This window comes from Streptomyces sp. NPDC001880 (genome assembly GCF_053594575.1).
The window spans coordinates 1-20,227 of sequence record NZ_JBSFET010000097.1 but is presented as its reverse complement, the minus strand read 5'-3'; the positions used below and the strand labels follow the sequence as shown (position 1 = coordinate 20,227).

General features: G+C 72.8%; 12 protein-coding genes and 1 riboswitch. Of the genes, 5 read left to right on the top strand and 7 right to left on the bottom strand.

Annotated features, from left to right (window positions below):
• Positions 1 to 94: 94 nt before the first annotated feature.
• Complete coding sequence (cobN, locus tag ACWCQ6_RS30850; RefSeq protein WP_451094794.1) at positions 95 to 3,691, bottom strand: cobaltochelatase subunit CobN; 3,597 nt, start codon at positions 3,689 to 3,691, stop codon at positions 95 to 97.
• 71 nt (positions 3,692 to 3,762) lie between these two features.
• Positions 3,763 to 3,889, bottom strand: a riboswitch (cobalamin riboswitch).
• Positions 3,890 to 3,959: 70 nt separating this feature from the next.
• On the opposite strand from cobN, the gene cobG reads away from it, so the two are divergent.
• Genes cobG through ACWCQ6_RS30835 form a run of 3 tightly spaced genes read left to right on the top strand, consistent with a single transcriptional unit; the run spans position 3,960 to position 7,472 of the window.
• Positions 3,960 to 5,279 (top strand): precorrin-3B synthase, encoded by a 1,320-nt coding sequence (gene cobG / locus ACWCQ6_RS30845; RefSeq protein ID WP_451094796.1) that lies wholly within the window; start codon positions 3,960 to 3,962, stop codon positions 5,277 to 5,279.
• Positions 5,280 to 5,337: 58 nt separating this feature from the next.
• Entirely contained in the window at positions 5,338 to 5,964 is a 627-nt protein-coding gene (locus ACWCQ6_RS30840) for a precorrin-8X methylmutase (protein ID WP_451094792.1), read from the top strand.
• 2 nt (positions 5,965 to 5,966) lie between these two features.
• Positions 5,967 to 7,472, top strand: coding sequence for a precorrin-2 C(20)-methyltransferase (locus tag ACWCQ6_RS30835; RefSeq protein WP_451094790.1), 1,506 nt, complete (start codon positions 5,967 to 5,969; stop codon positions 7,470 to 7,472).
• Here the strand turns inward: ACWCQ6_RS30835 and ACWCQ6_RS30830 are convergent.
• Positions 7,457 to 8,245 (bottom strand): cobalt-precorrin-6A reductase, encoded by a 789-nt coding sequence (locus tag ACWCQ6_RS30830; RefSeq protein ID WP_451094788.1) that lies wholly within the window; start codon positions 8,243 to 8,245, stop codon positions 7,457 to 7,459. The two genes, ACWCQ6_RS30835 and ACWCQ6_RS30830, sit on opposite strands and share 16 nt — an antisense overlap.
• Before the next feature lie 11 nt (positions 8,246 to 8,256).
• Here ACWCQ6_RS30830 and ACWCQ6_RS30825 point away from each other — a divergent pair, with 11 nt between their 5' ends.
• Positions 8,257 to 9,372: a cobalt-precorrin-5B (C(1))-methyltransferase gene (locus tag ACWCQ6_RS30825; RefSeq protein ID WP_451094786.1), complete on the top strand. Its 1,116-nt coding sequence runs from the start codon at positions 8,257 to 8,259 to the stop codon at positions 9,370 to 9,372.
• Positions 9,373 to 9,401: 29 nt separating this feature from the next.
• Here the strand turns inward: ACWCQ6_RS30825 and cobM are convergent, their stop codons facing one another.
• The 5 genes from cobM to ACWCQ6_RS30800 form a co-directional block, all read right to left on the bottom strand.
• A complete protein-coding gene (cobM, locus tag ACWCQ6_RS30820) occupies positions 9,402 to 10,151 on the bottom strand; it encodes a precorrin-4 C(11)-methyltransferase (RefSeq protein ID WP_451094784.1) in 750 nt (249 codons plus the stop codon).
• Entirely contained in the window at positions 10,148 to 11,446 is a 1,299-nt protein-coding gene (cbiE, locus tag ACWCQ6_RS30815) for a precorrin-6y C5,15-methyltransferase (decarboxylating) subunit CbiE (protein ID WP_451094782.1), read from the bottom strand. The genes cobM and cbiE overlap by 4 nt, the downstream gene beginning before the upstream one ends.
• Positions 11,447 to 11,586: 140 nt before the next feature.
• Positions 11,587 to 12,234, bottom strand: a complete 648-nt coding sequence (locus tag ACWCQ6_RS30810; protein WP_451094780.1) for a GntR family transcriptional regulator — start codon at positions 12,232 to 12,234, stop codon at positions 11,587 to 11,589.
• A 473-nt stretch (positions 12,235 to 12,707) separates the two neighbouring features.
• Entirely contained in the window at positions 12,708 to 14,783 is a 2,076-nt protein-coding gene (locus ACWCQ6_RS30805; protein ID WP_451094778.1) for a prolyl oligopeptidase family serine peptidase, read from the bottom strand.
• A 28-nt stretch (positions 14,784 to 14,811) separates the two neighbouring features.
• Positions 14,812 to 15,774 carry a helix-turn-helix domain-containing protein gene (locus ACWCQ6_RS30800; RefSeq protein ID WP_451094776.1) on the bottom strand — a complete coding sequence of 321 codons (963 nt, stop codon included), beginning with the start codon at positions 15,772 to 15,774 and terminating at the stop codon, positions 14,812 to 14,814.
• A gap of 91 nt (positions 15,775 to 15,865) precedes the next feature.
• Here ACWCQ6_RS30800 and ACWCQ6_RS30795 point away from each other — a divergent pair, with 91 nt between their 5' ends.
• Entirely contained in the window at positions 15,866 to 20,095 is a 4,230-nt protein-coding gene (locus tag ACWCQ6_RS30795; RefSeq protein WP_451094774.1) for a S8 family serine peptidase, read from the top strand.
• The last annotated feature ends 132 nt before the right edge of the window (positions 20,096 to 20,227 follow it).

Here is a 20,227-nt window from a genome sequence, read left to right as displayed (position 1 = left end):
CCATGTGTTTCTGGGGGCTGAGGGGCTTGCGGCGCCGCCCGCTCGAGGTTTGGGTTTATGGAGAATGTGCGGCATCGACGCCGGCCCCGGGGCGTCAGTCCTCGCCCTCCAGGCTGCCCTCCGTCTCCAGGTACGCCTGGCGCAGCGCTTCGAGGACCGCCGGGTCGGGCTCGGCCCACATGCCGCGGGACTCAGCCTCCAGGAGGCGTTCCGCGATGCCGTGCAGCGCCCAGGGGTTGGCCTGCTGGAGGAACGCGCGGTTGGTCGGGTCCAGCACGTACGTCTCGGTGAGCTTGTCGTACATCCAGTCGGCGACCACGCCCGTCGTCGCGTCGTAGCCGAAGAGGTAGTCGACGGTGGCAGCCAGTTCGAAGGCCCCCTTGTAGCCGTGCCGTCGCATGGCCTCGATCCACTTGGGGTTCACCACCCGGGCGCGGAAGACCCGCGAGGTCTCCTCCACCAGGGTGCGGGTGCGGACCGTCTCGGGGCGGGTGGAGTCACCGATGTACGCCTCAGGGGCGGTGCCGCGCAGGGCGCGGACGGTGGCCACCATGCCGCCGTGGTACTGGAAGTAGTCGTCCGAGTCGGCGATGTCGTGTTCGCGGGTGTCGGTGTTCTTGGCCGCGACCGCGATCCGCTGGTACGCCGTCTCCATCTCCTCACGGGCCGGGCGGCCGTCGAGTTCGCGTCCGTAGGCGTAGCCGCCCCACACCGTGTACACCTCGGCGAGGTCCGCGTCGGTGCGCCAGTCGCGGGAGTCGATGAGCTGGAGCAGACCGGCGCCGTACGTACCGGGGCGGGAGCCGAAGATACGGGTGGTGGCGCGGCGTTCGTCGCCATGGGCAGCCAGGTCGGCCTGCGTGTGGGCGCGTACATGGTTCTGCTCGGCGGGCTCGTCCAGAGAGGCGACGAGGCGGACGGCGTCGTCGAGCAGGCCGATGGTGTGCGGGAAGGCGTCGCGGAAGAACCCGCTGATGCGCAGGGTGACGTCGATGCGCGGGCGGCCGAGTTCGGCCGGCGGGATCGCCTCCAGGCCGGTGACGCGGCGCGAGGCGTCGTCCCACACCGGGCGGACGCCGAGCAGGGCGAAGGCTTCGGCGACGTCGTCACCGGCGGTCCGCATCGCGCTGGTGCCCCACAGGGACAGGCCGACCGAGGTGGGCCAGTCGCCGTTGTCGGTGCGGTAGCGCTCCAGGAGCGAGTCGGCCAGGGCCTGGCCGGTCTCCCAGGCCAGGCGTGAGGGTACGGCCTTGGGGTCGACGGAGTAGAAGTTGCGGCCGGTCGGCAGGACGTTGACCAGGCCGCGGAGCGGGGAACCGGAGGGTCCGGCGGGGACGAATCCGCCGTCCAGCGCGTGCAGGGTGTGGTCGAGTTCGCCGGTCGTGGCGGCCAGCCGCGGCACCACCTCGCGGGCCGCGAAGCCGAGGACGTCGGCGACCGCCCGCGGGTGCCCGGCGGCCACCTCGACGACGGCGTCCGGGGACCAGTCCGCGTCCTCCATCGCCTGGACCAGGGCGCGGGCCCGCTCCTCGGCCTCGTCGGCGGTGACGCGGGTCGCGGCGGACTCGTCGAGTCCCAACGCCTCGCGCAGACCCGGCAGGGAGGCCGTACCGCCCCAGATCTGGCGGGCGCGCAGGATCGCGAGGACGAGGTTGACCCGGTCGGCGCCGGCCGGGGCACCGCCCAGGACATGCAGGCCGTCGCGGATCTGGGCGTCCTTGATCTCACAGAGCCAGCCGTCGAGATGCATGATGAACTCGTCGAAGCCCTCGTCCTGCGGGCGCTCTTCGAGTCCCAGGTCGTGGTCGAGCCTGGCGGCCTGGATCAGGGTCCAGATCTGTGCGCGGATCGCCGGGAGCTTCGCCGGGTCCATCGCCGCGATCTGGGCGTGCTCGTCCAGGAGTTGCTCGAGCCGGGCGATGTCCCCGTAGCTGTCGGCGCGCGCCATCGGTGGTACGAGGTGGTCGACGAGGGTGGCGTGCACGCGGCGCTTGGCCTGCGTGCCCTCGCCCGGGTCGTTGACCAGGAACGGGTAGATCAGCGGAAGGTCGCCGAGAGCGGCGTCGGGGCCGCAGGCGGCGGAGAGACCGGCGTTCTTGCCGGGCAGCCACTCCAGGTTGCCGTGCTTGCCGAGGTGGATCACCGCGTCGGCGCCGAAGCCGTTGTCGTCGGCGCGGGCGGCGATCCAGCGGTAGGCGGCCAGGTAGTGGTGCGAGGGCGGCAGATCGGGGTCGTGGTAGATCGCGATCGGGTTCTCGCCGAAGCCGCGCGGCGGCTGGATGAGGATGAGCAGATTGCCGTGGCGCAGGGCGGCGAGCACGATGTCGCCGTCCGGGTTGCCCGACCGGTCCACGAACATCTCGCCCGGGGCGGGGCCCCAGTGCTGCTCGACGGCTTCGCGGAGCTCGGCCGGGAGGGTCGCGTACCAGCGCCGGTAGTCGGCGGCCGGGATGCGGACCGGGTTGCGGGCCAGCTGCTCCTCGGTGAGCCACTCCTGGTCGTGGCCGCCCGCCTCGATCAGCGCGCGGATCAGCTCGTCGCCGTCGCCCGACACGAGGCCGGGGACCTCCTGCGTACCGAAGTCGTATCCCTCGGCGCGCAGTCGGCGCAGCAGGGCGACGGCGCTGGCCGGGGTGTCCAGCCCGACGGCGTTGCCGATCCGGGAGTGCTTGGTCGGGTACGCGGACAGGACGAGCGCGATCCGCTTCTCGGCGGCCGGGATGTGGCGCAGCCGGGCGTGGCGGACGGCGATCCCGGCGACGCGGGCGGCGCGCTCGGTGTCGGCGACGTACGCGGGCAGGCCGTCCTCGTCGATCTCCTTGAACGAGAACGGCACGGTGATCAGGCGGCCGTCGAACTCGGGGACCGCGATCTGGCTGGCAGCGTCGAGCGGGGAGACTCCTTCGTCGTTGCCTTCCCAGTCGGTGCGTGAACCGGTGAGGCAGAGGGCCTGGAGGATGGGTACGTCGAGGCCGCTGAGGACGCCCGCGTCCCAGGACTCGTCGTCGCCGCCGGCCGAGGCCTCGGCGGGCCGGGTGCCGCCCGCGGCGAGGACGGTGGTCACGATCGCGTCGGCGGCGCGCAGCGCTTCGATGAGTTCGGGTTCGGGGGTGCGCAGTGAGGCGACGTACAGCGGCAGCGCGCGGGCTCCCGCGTCCTCGACGGCACGGCAGAGCGCCTCGATGAACGCGGTGTTGCCGCTCATGTGGTGGGCGCGGTAGTAGAGCACGGCGACGACCGGGCCGTCGGTGCGCCGGGGGGTGCGCTCCAGCGGGCCCCAGGAGGGTGCCGGGGCGGGCGGTGCGAAGCCGTGGCCGGTGAGCAGCACGGTGTCGGAGAGGAAGCGGGCGAGCTGGTCCAGGTTGGCGGGCCCGCCGTGGGCCAGATAGGCGTGGGCCTCGGCTGCGATGCCGATGGGCACCGTCGAGGCGGCCATCAGCTGGGCGTCGGGGGCCTGTTCGCCGGTGAGGACGACGACGGGGCGTCCGGTGGCGAGCACTTGGTCGAGTCCGTCCTGCCAGGCGCGCACACCGCCGAGGAGCCGTACGACGACCAGGTCGACGCCGTCGAGGAGTTCGGGCAGGTCCTGGAGCGGGAGGCGGGAGGGGTTGGCGTAGCGGTAGGAGACCGGGCCGTCCGAGGCGCGGGCACTGAGCAGGTCGGTGTCGGACGTCGACAGGAGCAGGATCATGCGGCGTCGGGCCTTCCTCGGGGTGTCCACGCCCCGGGCGGTGTCGGAATGAAGCTCCCCTGCTCGAACGGGTTCGAGCGTTCGGGGAAAGGAGTTCCTGACTTGCCAGGCCGTGGCCGGGCTCACAGTGGCGGGACCGTGCCGGAATCGCACCGGACTTCCTCCCCTGTCGCCGTCTGTGGCGACGACGTGCCGGATGGCTCGTCACTAGGCATAGTAAGGGCCGGTCAACTGGTGGAGGACATACGGATACGGTCGGATGGTCGGTATGCTCGCCGCCATGCCCCGACCTGCCACTTCGCCTTCACCGCCGGGAGACCCGTCTGCCCGGGACCGCGGTGACGCCTGCCCCGGCACGCTGCGGCTGCACCGGGCGGACGACGGAGCGCTGGCCCGTGTCCGGGTTCCCGGTGGTCTGCTGACGGCGGTACAGGCGGACGCCCTGGGGGCGCTGGCGGAGAGTCTGGGCGATGGTGAATTGCATCTCACTTCGCGCGGCAACGTCCAGTTGCGCGGGCTGGGCCCGGACTGCGGAGCCGAACTGGCCGACCGGCTGGGCGAGACGGGGCTGTTGCCCTCCGCACGCCACGAGCGGATACGCAACATCGTGGCATCGCCGCTCTCGGGGCTCGACGGCCTGGGCGCACGGGACGTCGGCCCCTGGCTGTCCGAGCTGGACACGCTGCTGTGCGCGGGCGACGGGACGGCGGGTCTGTCGGGCAGGTTCTTGTTCGTGCTCGACGACGGCCGTGGCGATGTGGACGCGCTGGGCGGCGATGTGACGCTGCTGGCGCAGGGCGACGGAACGGCGTTGCTGCGGATCGGCACGGCCCGGACCACCGTACGGATACCGGGCGCACGGGGGCCGCGGGCCGCCCTCCTGGCGGCCGAGACCTTCCTGGAGCAGGCATCGGGCACTGGTGCCTGGCGTGTGCCGGATCTGCCCGGCGGCGCCGGATCCCTCTTCGACGAGGTCGTACGAAGGTTGCGGGAAGCGGGGCCCTGCACCGTGTCCACCGAGGACCGTGCCTGTCCGCGGAGCTCGGACGGCCCCGCGCCCGGCGTCGTGACCGGCCCGCAGGACGGGGCCGCGCTGTCGGTCGGCATCCCCCTGGGACGTATCGCCCCGGCACAGTGGCGGTCGCTGACGGAGACGGCCCGGCACCGCGGCAGCGGTGAGTTGCGGCTGACACCGTGGCGCGGGGTCGTCGTACCGGGGGTGGAGCGGCGGCAGGCCGCTCGGTTGCTGGACGGACTGGGGGCCACCGGTCTCGTCGTCGGCCCCGACTCCCCCTGGACCGGGGTCGGTGCCTGTATCGGCCGGCCCGGCTGTGCGAAGTCGCTGGCCGATGTGCGGGCCCAGGCGGCGGCCGCGGCGGGGGGCGCGGGGCTGCTGCCGGTGTACTGGTCCGGGTGCGAACGCCGCTGCGGACACCCCCGCGGCGAGTGGGTCGATGTCGTCGCCACCCCGGACGGGCACCGGATCTCCCTCGTGCTGGGCGAGGAGCGGGGCGCCCCCGTGAACGTCCCCGGCAGTCCCGACGGGCTCGCCGCCGCGGTGGCCGCGGCCCGCCGCACGCGCGGCTGACACCCCGTACTCCCACTCCCTGTACCCGACGTTGCACGCCCGAGGAAGAGAGCGCACTGTGCACCAGTACGAGAAGGACGGACCGGCGATCTATCGCCAGTCCTTCGCCACGATCCGCGCAGAGGCGGATCTCGCAGGCCTGCCCGCCGATGTGAGCCGGGTCGCGGTCCGCATGATCCACGCCTGCGGGATGGTCGACCTCGTCCGTGATCTCTCTTTCACCCCGGACGCCGTCGCCCGCGCCCGCGCCGCTCTGCGGGCCGGCGCGCCCATCCTGTGCGATGTGGCCATGGTCGCCAGCGGTGTCACCCGCAAGCGACTGCCCGCGGACAACGAGGTGGTGTGCACCTTGTCCGACCCGGCGGTGCCCGGGCTCGCGAAGGAGTTGGGCACCACTCGCAGCGCGGCCGCCCTGGAGCTGTGGCGCGACCGGCTGGAAGGCGCGGTCGTCGCCGTCGGGAACGCACCGACCGCACTGTTCCGGCTGCTGGAGATGATCGAGGAGGGCGCGCCGCGCCCCGCCGCGGTCATCGGCGTGCCGGTCGGCTTCATCGGTGCCGCCGAGTCCAAGGAAGCTCTGGCCGCGCACCCCTCCGGGCTGGAGCATCTGATCGTCCGGGGCCGTCGCGGCGGCAGCGCCATAGCGGCCGCCGCCCTCAACGCGATCGCCAGCGAGGAGGAGTAGACGTGAGCGAGCAGCAGAGGGGCCGGCTGTACGGGGTCGGGCTCGGACCCGGCGATCCGGCTCTGATGACCGTACGCGCGGTGGAGATCATCGCCGAGGCCGATGTCGTCGCGTACCACAGCGCCCGGCACGGACGGTCCATCGCCCGGTCCATCGCGGCGAAGCACATCCGTGCCGACCATGTCGAGGAGCAGCTGGTCTACCCCGTCACGACGGAGACCACGGACCACCCGGGCGGCTACCGGGGGGCGATGGAGGAGTTCTACGCCGAGGCAGCGGCCCGTCTGGCGGCGCATCTGGACGCCGGTCGCACGGTCGCGGTGCTGGCCGAGGGCGACCCGCTCTTCTACGGCTCGTACATGCACATGCACAAACGGCTCGCCGACCGCTACCCGACCGAAGTGATCCCGGGAGTCACCTCGGTCAGCGCGGCCGCCGCGCGGCTCGGGACCCCGCTCGTCGAGGGCGAGGAGGTGCTGACCATCCTGCCCGGCACCCTGCCTCAGGAGGAGCTGACCGCCCGTCTCGCCGCCACCGACGCCGCCGTGGTCATGAAGCTGGGACGTACCTTCCCCGCCGTGCGCCGCGCCTTCGAGACGTCCGGGCGGCTGTCCGAGGCGCGTTACGTGGAGCGCGCCACGATGGCCGGGGAGCGCGTGGGCGAGCTGGCCGAGGTCGACGCCGATTCGGTGCCGTACTTCGCGGTCGCGGTCCTGCCCAGCAGGGTCGGAGCGCCGCGTCCCGAACGCGCCCCGGAGGGCGGTGAGGTGACCGTGGTCGGCACCGGACCGGCCGGGCCGCTCTGGCTGACCCCCGAGACCCGCGGGGCGCTGGCCGCCGCCGACGACCTGGTCGGCTACACCACGTATCTGGACCGGGTTCCGGTCCGGCCGGGGCAGGTGCGCCACGGCTCGGACAACAAGGTCGAGTCGGAGCGTGCCGAGTTCGCCCTCGACCTGGCCCGGCGCGGACGGCGGGTGGCCGTGGTGTCCGGGGGCGACCCCGGGGTCTTCGCCATGGCGACGGCCGTCCTGGAGATGGCCTCGCAGGAGGAGTACGCGCAGGTGCCGGTGCGGGTGCTGCCGGGGGTGACGGCCGCCAACGCCGCCGCCGCCCGCGCGGGTGCGCCGCTGGGCCACGACTACGCGACGATTTCGCTCTCCGACCGGCTCAAGCCGTGGGAGGTGATCGCGGAGCGGCTGCGCGCGGCGGCGACGGCGGATCTGGTGCTCGCGCTGTACAACCCCGGTTCGCGCAGCCGCACCTGGCAGGTCGGCAAGGCCCGCGACCTGCTGCTCGAACACCGCTCGCCGGACACCCCCGTGGTGCTCGGCCGCGATGTGGGCGGGCCCGCCGAGAACGTGCGGACCGTACGGCTGGGCGATCTCGACCCCGCCGAGGTCGACATGCGCACGATCCTGCTCGTCGGGTCCTCGCAGACCCGCTGGGTGCGGCGCGGTGACGGGCAGCAGATCGTCTGGACGCCCCGCCGCTATCCGGAGGACTGAGCCGGGCCGGCCGTCGGCCGCATGCGGTGGAGGATGTGTTCGCGGAGCCAGTCCACGGCAGGTTCCGGGCCTTCGACGACCGGGATGCCCTCGGGCACGGGCGGCCGCCCCACCACCACCACCGGGATCCGCGCCTCGCGTGCCGCGGTGAGTTTGGGGGCTGTGGCGGCACCTCCGCTGTCCTTGGTGACGACGACGTCGATGCGATGACGGCGGATCAGCTCGCGCTCTCCGTCCAGGGTGAACGGGCCCCGGTCGAGCAGGGTCTCCATCCTGGCGGGGTACGGCGGTTCGGGGGCGTCCACCGAACGCATCAGGAACCACAGCTCGTCCAGGCCGGCGAAGGCGGCCAGCCCCATCCGGCCCGTCGTGAGGAACACACGCCGGCCCAGCGCGGGCAGGGCCGCCGCCGCCTCGGCGAGGGACCCGGCCGCATGCCAGTCGTCGCCCTCGCCGGGCACCCACCCGGGCCGGCGCACGGCGAGCAGGGGAACATGGGCGGCAGCGGCTGCGGCGGCCGCATTGAAACTGATCGTCCCTGCGAAAGGATGGGTGGCGTCGATGAGCGCGTCCACCTGGTGCGTGCGCAGCCATGCGGCGAGCCCGTCGGCTCCCCCGAAGCCACCGATGCGGACCTCGCCCGGCGGAAGCCTCGGGCCGACGACACGTCCGGCGAGCGAACTCGTCAGCCCGGCACCGGCCGGGAGCACTTCCACCAGCAACTCGGCGAGGCGACGGGCCTCCGTCGTGCCGCCGAGTACGAGTACATGCATCGGATCCATCCATGGGTGAGACCGAGGGCGGGCGCAGCGCCCAGTTGAAGCACACCGGTCTGCGGCCCGGCTGGACCACCGGGGCCTGTGCGACCGCGGCGGCGACCGCCGCGTACACGGCCCTGCTGACGGGTGACTTCCCCGACCCGGTGACGATCACCCTACCCAAGGGACAGACGCCCGCTTTCGCGCTGGCGGTGGAGGAGCTGGCCCAGGGACGGGCGACGGCCGGGGTCGTCAAGGACGCGGGCGACGACCCCGATGTGACGCACGGCGCTCTGGTCCGGGTGACCGTACGACGGCTGCCGCCGGGCTCGGGTGTGGTGTTCCGGGCCGGTCCCGGAGTGGGCACGGTCACTCTTCCCGGGCTGCCGCTCGACGTCGGGGAACCGGCGATCAATCCCGTGCCGCGCCAGATGCTCCGCGACCACATCGCGCGGGTCGCCGCGGATCACCGGGGCTCGGGGGACGTCGAGGTGACCGTGTCGGTGGACGACGGCGAGGAGATCGCCCGCTCCACCTGGAACCCGCGCCTCGGCATCCTGGGCGGCCTGTCGATCCTCGGCACGACCGGTGTCGTGGTGCCGTACTCCTGCTCGGCGTGGATCGACTCGATCCGCCGCGGTGTGGACGTGGCCCGTGCGGCCGGACACACCCATGTGGCGGGGTGCACGGGTTCCACGTCGGAGAGGACCGTGGTGGCCGAGTACGGGCTGCCGGAGCTCGCGCTGCTCGACATGGGGGACTTCGCGGGGGCGGTGCTGAAGTACGTACGCCGTCACCCGGTGGACCGGCTGACGGTCTGCGGCGGTTTCGCGAAGCTGTCGAAGCTGGCCGCCGGGCACCTCGATCTGCACTCCGCGCGGTCCCAGGTCGACAAGCCCTTCCTGGCCGGGCTGGCCCGGCGGGGCGGTGCGGACGAGGCCCTGGCGGGCGAGGTGGCGGTCGCGAACACGGGTCTCGCGGCTCTCCGGTCGTGTCTCGCGCGGGATGTGCCGCTCGGGGACCTGGTGGCCGTGGCGGCGCGGGACCAGGCGCTGTCGGTGCTGCGGGGTGCGCCGGTCGCCGTCGACGTCATCTGCATCGACCGGGCGGGGGTCGTCGTCGGGCGCAGCAGCGTGCGCTGACCGGCCGCCCGGTCGGTGCGGTGGCGCCGTCAGCAGACGTGGCGTTCGCGTCCGGGCGAGTAGAGGTGGCTGTCGTGGAACTGCTCGGCACCCAGGGTGCGGCCGACCATGATGACGGCGGTACGGATCACGCCCGCCTCCTTCACCTGCTCGGCGATGGTGCCGAGGGTTCCGCGCAGGACGATCTCGTCCGGGCGTGAGGCCAGCGCCACGACGGCGGCCGGGCAGTCTGCCCCGTAGTGCGGCACCAGTTCCCCGACGACGCGGTCCGCGTACCGGGCGGCGAGGTGCAGCACGATCAGGGCGCCGCTGCGGCCCAGCGTGGCCAGGTCCTCGCCCTCCGGCATCGCGGTCGCCCGGTGGGCGATCCGGGTGAGGATGACGGTCTGGCCGACGGTCGGCACGGTCAATTCCCGCTTGAGCGCCGCCGCGGCGGCCGCGAACGCGGGTACGCCGGGCACCACTTCGTAGGGCACCCCGGCCTCGTCGAGCCGGCGCATCTGCTCGTTGACCGCGCTGAACACCGAGGGGTCTCCCGAGTGCAGCCGGGCCACGTCGTGGCCGGCCCGGTGCGCGGCCGTCAGCTCGGCGGTGATCCGGTCGATGTCGAGCTGTGCGGTGTCCACCAGGCGGGCGTCCGGGGGGCATTCGGCGAGCAGTTCCCGGGGCACCAGGCTGCCCGCGTACAGGCACACCTGGCAGGAGGCGAGTGTGCGGGCGCCGCGCACGGTGATCAGGTCGGCGGCCCCGGGGCCCGCGCCGATGAAGTACACGGTCATCTGTTGTCTCCTGGGTCTTGCGCGGGCTCTGTCGAGCGTTCCGCATCGGTACTGGCTGAGGGTTTGCGTACGGACCACTGGGTGACGGGCATGGCCTGCCGCCAGCCGGTGAAGCCGCCGACCGGTACGGCGTGCGCGACCGCGAGCCGGACCAGTTCGCCGCCGTACCTGCGGTGTGCCCCGGCGAGCAGTGCCTCGGACTCCAGCGTGACCGTGTTGGCGACCAGGCGTCCGCCGGGCGGCAGAGCATTCCAGCAGGTGTCGAGGAGGCCGGGCGCGGTCAGTCCGCCGCCGATGAACACGGCGTCGGGCGTGGGAAGTTCGGCCAGGCTTCCGGGGGCCCGGCCGGTGACCACGCGCAGCGCCGGGACACCGAGACGGCCGGCGTTGCGCTCGATGCGTCCGGCCCGTGCCGGGTCGCGTTCCACGGTGATCGCGCGGCAGGACGGGTGGCTGCGCATCCACTCGATCGCGATGGATCCCGAGCCTCCGCCGATGTCCCACAGGAGTTCGCCGGGTGCGGGGGCGAGCACCCCGAGGGTCGCGGCCCGGATGTGCCGCTTGGTGAGCTGCCCGTCGTGTTCGTACGCCTCGTCGGGGAGACCGGGGACGGCGCCGAGGCGCAGTGTTCCGGGGGTGCGGCGGCAGTCGATCGCGATGACGTTCAGCGGGTCGCCCGGTGGGTGCGGCCAGTGGTCCGCGGTGCCCTCCACGCATGCCTCGTCCGCTCCGCCGAGCTGTTCGAGCACGCGCAGCCGGCTCGGGCCGAATCCCTGTTCGCTCAGCAGTCCGGCCACCGCGGCCGGGGTGTCGGCGTCGGCGCTGAGGACCAGTACCCGTCGGCCGTCGTGCAGCGCGGCGGCCAGCCGGGCGGCGGGGCGGCCGACCAGGGTGACGACCTCGGTGTCCTCCAGTGGCCAGCCGATCCGGGCACAGGCGTAGGAGACGGACGACGGGTGGGGCAGGATCCTCGGTACACCGGCGCCGAGCACTTCGGTCAGGGCTCGGCCGATGCCGTAGAACATCGGGTCGCCGCTGGCGAGTACGGCGATCCTGCTCCCGGCGTGTGCGGCGAGCAGGCCGGGGACGGCGGGCCGCAACGGCGAGGGCCACGGCACCCGTTGTCCCCGGCAGGGCGGTGGGAGCAGGGCAAGTTGCCGCGCACCGCCGATGAGGACCTGTGCTTCGACGAGCTCCGTGCGCGCCGCGCCGGTCAGCCCCGCCCATCCGTCGGCGCCGATTCCCACGACGGTCACCGCAGGTGGGACGGGTTGTTCGGGTGGAGCGAGAGTCACGGCCGGTACCTCGGTGTTCAGGGGATGACGCAGCCGAACTCTACTGTCCGGCCCTGATCGGGCATGGGCCAGGTGGCCACTCCTGCACCCTTATTGCACACATTCGCAATTGGTCACGAGGTGCTTGAAGGGCCGGCGGATCAGCTCCGGTTCTTGCGTCGCGCTGCTGCCGCGTTGCGACCTGTCACCAGGTGTTCGCCGGCCAGCTTTTCGACCCGCGCGACATCACGCTCCGCGATCGCCTTGTACAGGCCCTCGTGCTCCCGCGCGACGCTCGTCAGGTCGTCGTGCTGCCCCAGCAGCCAGCGCATCCTGCTGCGGAGGGCGGCCTGGAGCTCGTTCAGGAGTTCGTTGTCGGCCAGCGCGGTGACCGTCTCGTGGAAGTCGGCGGCGGCCCGGTGGGCCCGTACCGCATCGCCCTTCTCCGCCGCTCTCAGCTCGGCGTCGAGATCCGCGCGGAGCTTCTCCAGTCCCACGCGGGTGCGCCGTTGGGCGGCGAGCCGGAAGGTCAGTGTCTCCAGGGCCGCCCGGACCTCGGCGAGGTCCTCGATGTCCGCCGGTGTGAACTCCCGCACGACGGCCCAGGTCCGCGGCCTCGGCGTGACCAGCCCCTCGGTGACCAGCGCCTTCAGAGCCTCCCGGACGGGCAGCCTGCTCACACCGAGCTCCGCGGCGAGCTCGCGCTCGACGAGTTTGCTGCCCGGCTCACGCACGCCGTCGATGATTTCGTCACGCAACTGGCGCGTGACCCGCTCCGACTCGGGCTCGAAGTCCCCAGACCCTGTCATGTCCTCAATTCTCTCATCACCTGACGTCCGTATCCGGTATGCCGCCGACGGCACGGGTTCTCAGGCCGGCGCATAGCCGCGCGCACGGACCAGGTCGTGGGCGAGCCGGGAGAAGGCGCACGGCGGCGCTCTCGTAGGCGCTCTCCCGACGCAGCAGGCTTGCGACACGGGCGGGCAGCGGTGGGCCGAGAGGGAATGGGCGCGAGACGGACGTGGTCGTCCACGATCGCGTCGAGCACGGTGGCCGGCAGGCCGGTGCGTCGGACGACTTCCGTGAGCGCCTGGACCGTGGATGCATATTCTGCAGGGCGCCGCACTGTGGGTGGCGATCCAGGGTACGTTCGTCGCGAGCTTCTGCAACCGCCCGATCGCTACGCCGACTTCGCGGCCTCGCCCCCGAAGCGGCCTTCACCAGGGCGTGTTTCGAAAGTAGCGTCGTCCCGCGGTCCGGCCGGTGGGCGGGCCCGGCCCGGTCAGGCCGTGGCCGGCGGCGCCGCTCGGGTGAGGTGTCGCCACAGGAAGGTGTGCACCAGGGCCTTGTTGTGGGCGGACTCTTCGTTGTTGCCGGCGCCCGCGTGTCCGCCGCCGGTGTTCTCGTGGAACAGGACCGGGTGACCGAGCTCGCGCAGCCGTGCGGCAGCCTTGCGGGCGTGGCCGGGGTGGACGCGGTCGTCACGGGTGGAGGTCGTCAGCAGAACGGGCGGGTAGTCCCGGTCCGCGGTGAGCCGGTGGTACGGGGAGAGTTCACGGAGGTGGGGGCGATCGGCCTCGGTTTCCGGGTTGCCGAATTCGGCGGTCCAGGACGCGCCCGCGAGGAGCTGGTGGAAGCGGAGCATGTCCAGCAGCGGCACCTGTACGACGATCGCGCCGAACAGGTGCGGGTAGCGGGTGAGCATCGCGCCCATGAGCAGCCCGCCGTTGCTTGCTCCCGTGGCGCCCAGCATGGCCGGGGTGGTGATGCCGCGCGTAACGAGGTCGGTGGCGACGGCCGCGAAGTCCTCGTAGGCCCGCGGCCGGTCCGCGCCCAGCGCGGCCTGGTGCCAGTCCGGTCCGTACTCGCCGCCGCCCCGGATGTTCGCGACCACGTATGTGCCGCCGCGCTCCAGCCATGCCCGCCCCGTCACCGCGTCGTAGGAGGGGGTGAGAGAGACCTCGAAGCCGCCGTAGCCGTGGAGCAGGACGGGGCCGGGGCCGTCGGGGGATCCAGCGGGGCCGATCACGAAGTACGGCACTCGCGTGCCGTCCGGGGAGGTCGCGAAGAACTGCTCGACCGCCAGGCCGTCCGTCGGGAAGCGGGCCGGAGTCTGCTTGAGGATCTCCGAGTCGGCGCCGATCCGCCCGTGGTGGAGGGTGGGCGGCTGCAAGAACCCCGACACGTCCAGGAAGTACTCGTCGGAGACGTCCGGGTCCGTGTCGACGACCGTGACCGCGGACAGCGCCGGGACGTCCGCGAGCGGACTGCGTGCCCACCCGCCTCCGGGACCGGGGGTAAGGACCTCGATGCGGGTGCTGACGTCTCGCATCGTCTCCAGGATCAGATGGTGGCGGGTCCAGGAGTGCCTGGACAGAGCCGTTCGCTCGTCCGGGGTGAACAGCACCTCCACGGTGCGGTCGCCCGCCAGGAAGGCATCGAAGTCGAACGCCAGCAGGGAGCCCGCGGGCTGTCCGAGCCAGTCGGACTTCGGATTGACGATCAGGTGCCGTCGATGGGCGTAGGCATCGGCGTCGTCGGGGACGTCGATCCTGACGAGCCCGGCGTCCGGGGTCAGCAGGAACATCTCGCTGCGGAAGAAGTCCAGCCACCGGGCGACGAAGTCCCGCTCGAATCCGGGTGTGGTGTCGTGCCGGCTCCAGGCCGCCACGTCCCCCGTCCCGGCCTCGAAGACCAGGGTGGCCTCTTCCAGCGGCGTGCCGCGTCGCCACTTGCGGATCGTACGCGGATAGCCGGCGTCGGTCAGTGAGCCCGGCCCGAAGTCCGTGCCGATGAAGACGGTGTCGGCGTCGGACCACTCGATCTGTGTCTTCGCCTCCCCCACCTGGAATCCGCCTTCGACGAAGGCCCGGGTGGCGAGGTGGTACTCGCGGACCACAACGGCGTCACCGCCGTCGCGGGACAGACACACCAGCGCCCGCTCGTGGTCCGGGCGGCGCAGACGCGCGCCCGCCCACATCCACTTCTCGCTCTCCGCCGCGGCGAGCGCGTCGATGTCGAGAAGGACCTCCCACTCGGGGGCGTCCTTGCGGTACTGCTCCGGCGTCGTACGCCGCCACACCCCGCGTACGTGCTCGGCGTCCTTCCAGAAGTTGTAGAGGAACGCTCCGTGCCGGACGGCGTAGGGGATGCGGTCCGAGGCGTCCAGCACCTCCCGCAGCCGCTCCTTCAGAGGGGCGAACCCGGCGTCGGCGGCCAGTGCCGCCTCCGTCTCGGCGTTCCGCTCGGCCACCCATTCGAGCGCGGCCTCGCCCTCTACGTCTTCCAGCCACAGATACGGATCTTCATCAATCACAGACCGAATTGTGCAGGCATGCGGCGCGTGCCGGAACCACATCCCCTCGTGCCGCGCCCGGCACGAGGGCTCACAGCCAGCCGCGGCGGGCCGCGATCACCCCGGCCTGAAAGCGGTTGGCGGCGCCGAGGAGCTCGTGCAGGCGGCTGATGCGGCGCCGCATGGTGCGGACGGACCAGCCGAGCTGGCGGGCTATCGCCTCGTCCTTGAGGCCGCTGACCAGGAGGGTGAGTACGAGGCGGTCCTCCTCGCCGAGGGGGTCCTCGGCGGGGGCATCGAGGGGCAGGGCCTGCTTCCAGCACAGCTCCCAGTAGTCGGTGAGGGCATCGAGCAGGGTGGACGGCCGGATCACCGCGGCGCGGACGTCGTCGAGGTCGAGGGAGAGCGGCATCAGGGCCAGCCTGCGGTCGGCGATGGCGAGTTTGATGCCGAGTCCGGGCAGCACGCGGGCCTGTTCGCCGTGCCGGACCAGTTCACGGATGTCGCCGATGACACCCGGCCACTCCAGGGCCTCGGGGGCGTAGACCGCCCGGTACCGTACGCCGCGGCCGAGCGCCGTCGCCTCCACCGGGTTGGAGGTGGTCAGGGCGTACGGCGGCCGGTCCAGGGTCATCACGTCCTCGTGGGCCTCCTGCTGGAGACGGACGAACCAGCGGCCGAGCGCCTCTCTGCCGGTGGTGATCTCCACCTCGTCCTCGTCGGTCGCACCGGTGCGCGCGGCGGCGAACAGCCGGGACAGCTCGCCGGCCGCCGAACGCACCCGCTCCAGCTCGTTGCTCCTGGCCCGCACCAGGGCCTCGACGGCGGCCCCCGGCTCGATCGCGGCGTACCGGCGGCGGGTGCCGGCGAGCCGCCCCACCAGCCCGTGGTCGCGGAGCCGGTCCAGCGCACGGGCGATCCGATCGGCCGAAGCGCCGAGATCCGCGGTGAGTTCGGCGGGCGCCGCCGTACGCCGGGTCAGGACGGCGCGGTAGACGCTCTCGTCGAACGGGTCGATGCCTGCCGCCGCGAGTGCCGGTGTTTCGGGAGTCATGGACGGATGGTGGCCCACTTGTGCCAGCGGCAGCAATGGGCCTCGAAGATCCATTGTGCGTCAAGTGCCCTCACCACTAGGACTTTTACGCATGGCAATGAAGTCACAAAGACCGCGTCATGCCGCTCTCGCCGCCGTCGTGCTCGCCGGCACGCTGGCGGCGACACCGGCTGCCGCCGACGCGTCCACCCACGACCCGTCGCAACGAGTGCTCGTCGAACTGTCCCGCAACCCCGCGGTCACCGCCGCGCCCGGCGGCTCACTGCTGTCCGCCGGGGCCGCCCGCGACGTCGGTGCCGCCCGCCGGGCGATCGACGCGCGGCAGGAGACCTTCCTCGGCTCGGTGAGACGCGCCGGGCTCCACCCCTCGGCGACCCGCCGACTGGGCCTGCTCGTCGATGCCGTGGCGATGACGGTGCCCGCGTCCGAGGTGGGGCGGCTGTCCGCGCTGCCGGGCGTCACCGCCGTCCGCCCCGACACCCGGGTGCTGACGAAGACGGACGCGAGCGTGCCGCTGATCGGCGCACCCGATGTATGGCAGCGCAAGGACCCCGCCGGGGGCCGCGTCAACGGCAGCGGGACCACCGTCGCGATCCTGGACAGCGGGGTGGACTACACCCACCCCGACCTGGGTGGCGGACTCGGCAAGGGCCACAAGGTCGTCGGCGGGCACGACTTCGTCAACGGCGACGAGGACCCGATGGACGACAACGGCCACGGGACCCACGTCGCCGGCATCGTCGCGGGCAAGGCCGCCGAAAAGGGCGGCGTCACGGGTGTGGCGCCCGGCGCGAATCTGCTGGCGTACAAGGTGATGGACGCCGACGGATCCGGCTACACCTCGGACATCATCGCCGGACTGGAGGCGGCCTCCGACCCGGCCAACCCGCACCGCGCCGATGTCATCAACATGAGCCTCGGCGGCCCCGGTGACGGAACCGATCCGCTGGGCCGGGCCGCGACGGCGGCCGTACGAGCCGGTGTCGTCGTGGTGGCGGCGGCCGGAAACGACGGGCCGGGAGCAGGTACGGTCAGCAGCCCCGGTACGGCCGACGGTGTGCTCTCGGTCGGCGCCTCGACGAGCAATCTGCGGCTGCCCAGCGCCTATCTGGCGGGCCGGAAACCCGAGTTGATCCAGAGCTACCGCGGCATCCTGTCCGCGAACCCGCCGAAGGCCCCGGTCACGGCGTCGCTCGTCGATGTCGGCGAGGGCACTCCCGAGGACTGGAAGCGGGTCGGCGACGTACGCGGAAAGATCGTGCGGGCGCAGATGCTCGTCGCCTCCAGCGCCCAGTACTTGACGGCGAGCGCCGTGGAGTGGGCGCGGGAGGCGGAGAAGCGCGGAGCGATCGCCGTGCTGGCGGGGCTGCCCTCCAACGACGGCCCGGTCCTCGCCGCCGGTGCGCCGGACGGGATCCGGCCGCCGGAGGTGAACCCCGAGCCGGGAGTGACCGAAGTGCCGTCGTCGCCCGCGCGGATCGACGCCTCCGGCGACTCGCTGCGCATGGACCGCCTGGTGGTCATGGGCATCGACTCGACCCAGTACCAGGAGCTGAGCAGCCGGCTCGCCGCGGGGAAGGTCTCGGTGACACTGCGGGGCACCGACACCACCGACAAGATCGCCTCCTTCTCCTCGCGCGGCCCCACGCAGGGCTTCCGTCTGAAGCCCGATCTGGTCGCCCCGGGCGTGGAGATCCGCTCCACCATGTCCACGTCCCTTTACGGGCCGGGCCAGTACCGCATGTCGGGTACGTCGATGGCGGCCCCGCACGTCGCCGGTGCCGCGGCCCTGCTGCGCCAGTTGCACCCCGGCCGGACGCCCGCCGAGATCAAGGCGGAGCTGATCGGCACCGCGAAGCCGCTGAGCGGCACCGGGCCCACCACGGGAGGCGCGGGCCGGCTCGATGTGGCGGCGGCCGCCTCGGCCGCGGTCAGCGCCTCACCGGCCTCGGTGTCGTTCGGCCTCGCCGACCTGTCCCGGCGTCAGGTGGGCGGCACCGCGAAGGTGACGCTGCACAACCCCGGCGAACGGCCGGTCACCGCCTCGCTGCGGACCGACGGTCCGGCGAAGGTCTGGCCGAGGCGGGTCACCGTTCCGGCCGGGAGGGCCACGACCGTCACGGTCTCGCTGCGCGTCGCCCGGCCCGCCGCCGACACCGACATCGGCGGCCGTCTCACGGCGACCCCCGACCGGGGACCGGCGATCAGGGTGCCCTATCTGCTCGCCGTCCGGCAGCTGGCAGTCCAGGCCGCACCCGACCCGAGCGACGGTCACTCGACCGTGCACGTCGCCCCGCCGTCCCGGCTGGCCGCACCGCCGGTCGTCACCGTCACCCCGCCGCGCGGCAGGCCCGTCGGGCTCACCGCCACCCTCGACCCCGCCACCGGCTACTACCGGGCCCAGGTGACCGGCAGCGTGGCCGGTGCCTACCGGGTCTCGGTACGCGGCACCGCCTCCACCGGGCAACTGCTCACCGGCACCAGTGCATTCGAGGTCACCCCGGTCGACAGCCGCGGGGACCGCTGGGAGCCGGTCGGCCCCAACAGCGAGGCCGGTTCCGTCGCCCTCTCGTCGAGCCGGCCGAAGCAGGCCGTCCTCACCCAGTACCAGAAGGCGGCTCCCTGGCTGACCACCGACAACGGCGCCTCCTGGCGCCAGTTGGGCCGGCTGCCCGTCGCGGACGGCACGGGTCCGCTCGTGGTGGACGCGCAGAACCCCGACCGTTGGTGGTACGCCGTGAACAGCGTCCACGACGGCAGCCGCCGGGGTGCCGTCCTGCGCACCGACGACAACGGGCGTACCTGGCGCACGCTCGATGTCCCGGACACCCGCATCGCGGCGCTCGCCGCCGACGAGCAGACCCGCACCCTGGTCGCGGTCACCTCGGACGCGCTGCTGGTCAGCACGGACGCGGGCGACGACTGGACGACGTATCCGACCGGTGTCACGGGCACCGTCACCGCCGCCGCGGTCACCGGTGACACCCTCTACCTGACGACGTACCACGGTGTGTGGGCCCGATCCGGCATCGGCTCGGGCAACCCCGGCGAGGCGCGTCTGCTCTTCGAGCCGTCCGAGGGAACGGTCAGCGCACCGGCCGCCAACTCCTCGGTCGTGGCGGTGTACGTCGCGGGCCGGGGAGTCGTCGGCTCCCATGACGGCGGGAAGACCTGGGCCACGCTGCTGCCCATGGCGGAGGGCGGCCTGCGCCCGACCTTCTCGGGCGACGACCTGTACCTCATCACACTGTCCGGCAGCGGCCGGCTCAGCCGCGACCACGGGCGGACCTGGACCACGGTCGCCGGGCCGTCGCGGGCGGCGGTCCCGGTGGACTACGACCGCTGGGCCGACGGCTCCGTGACCGTCGCCGGCGAGCAGGACGGTCTCTACCGGGGTGCCGCGGACGGTACCGGGTACCGGCGGATCGGCGTCCAGGGACTGACCGTCAACGATCTCGCGGTCAGTGACGGCCGGCTGCTCGCCGCCACCGAAAGCGGGGTCCACCGCACCGCTCTTCCCGTCGCGGGCCCGGAATGGGGCCGGTCGGGCGGCGAGGGCATGCGGGGCGTCGGCGTCCCGCAACTCGCCGTGTCGGCCAAGGATCCGAAGGTGGTCTGGAAGGTACGGCGCACCGCGTACGGCGCGTTCACCGTCGAGCGCAGCGACGATGGCGGCAACAGCTGGGAGAAGAGGGGCAGTTCGGCGGAGGTGCCGACGGCGCTGCTGGTCCACCCCGCCGACCCGGACCGGGTGTTGGTCGGCTTCCGGAGCCTTCTCGGCGAGGGGCTGTTCGCCACCGGTGACGGCGGCGCGACCTGGAAGAACCTCTACCACGACCGCGCCTTCAACACCGTCGTGGGCGACCCAGCCGATCCGCGGCGCCTGTGGCTCGGCAACACCGCCGGTCTCTACCGGTCGGACGACGGCGGGGTGACCGTCACCAAGGTCGCCGACGGCCCTGTGACCGCGATCGACCTCGACGGCCGGCGTCTGGTCGTCGGCGGCGAGAGCATCCGCGTCAGCACCGACGGCGGCCGGAGCTTCCGCACCTCGGACACCGGCGCTCCGGCGATCCATGTCTCCGACCTGCTCCGGGTCGGGGACACGCTCTACGCGGCCACCACACGCTCCGGGGCCAGCGGCCTCCTGCAGGGTGGCCGCGGCGTACTGCGCAGCACCGACCACGGCCGGAGCTGGCAGAACATCTCCACCGGCCTCCAGAACACCGACACCACCCGACTGGCCGTCGACCCCGACGGCCGCACGCTCTACGTCGGAACCGTCGACGGCGGTGTGCACCGTCTCGACCCGCGCCACTGATCACCGCGGGCGGGGCGCCCGGACAGAACCTCTGTCCACTCCGGCTGGAACATCGGCCTCTCCAAGGGAGGCTTCGGAGGACTCGCCGCGGCCACCGTGCTGATGGGCCTGATGTACGCCTGCCTGGTCTTC

Coding starts and splice junctions, on each gene's coding strand:
- cobN (WP_451094794.1), bottom strand. CDS start 3,691: ATGATCCTGCTCCTGTCGACGTCCGACACCGACCTGCTCAGTGCCCGC.
- cobG (WP_451094796.1), top strand. CDS start 3,960: ATGCTCGCCGCCATGCCCCGACCTGCCACTTCGCCTTCACCGCCGGGA.
- ACWCQ6_RS30830 (WP_451094788.1), bottom strand. CDS start 8,245: ATGCATGTACTCGTACTCGGCGGCACGACGGAGGCCCGTCGCCTCGCC.
- ACWCQ6_RS30825 (WP_451094786.1), top strand. CDS start 8,257: ATGGGTGAGACCGAGGGCGGGCGCAGCGCCCAGTTGAAGCACACCGGT.
- cobM (WP_451094784.1), bottom strand. CDS start 10,151: ATGACCGTGTACTTCATCGGCGCGGGCCCCGGGGCCGCCGACCTGATC.
- ACWCQ6_RS30810 (WP_451094780.1), bottom strand. CDS start 12,234: ATGACAGGGTCTGGGGACTTCGAGCCCGAGTCGGAGCGGGTCACGCGC.
- ACWCQ6_RS30805 (WP_451094778.1), bottom strand. CDS start 14,783: ATGTGGTTCCGGCACGCGCCGCATGCCTGCACAATTCGGTCTGTGATT.
- ACWCQ6_RS30800 (WP_451094776.1), bottom strand. CDS start 15,774: ATGACTCCCGAAACACCGGCACTCGCGGCGGCAGGCATCGACCCGTTC.
- ACWCQ6_RS30795 (WP_451094774.1), top strand. CDS start 15,866: ATGGCAATGAAGTCACAAAGACCGCGTCATGCCGCTCTCGCCGCCGTC.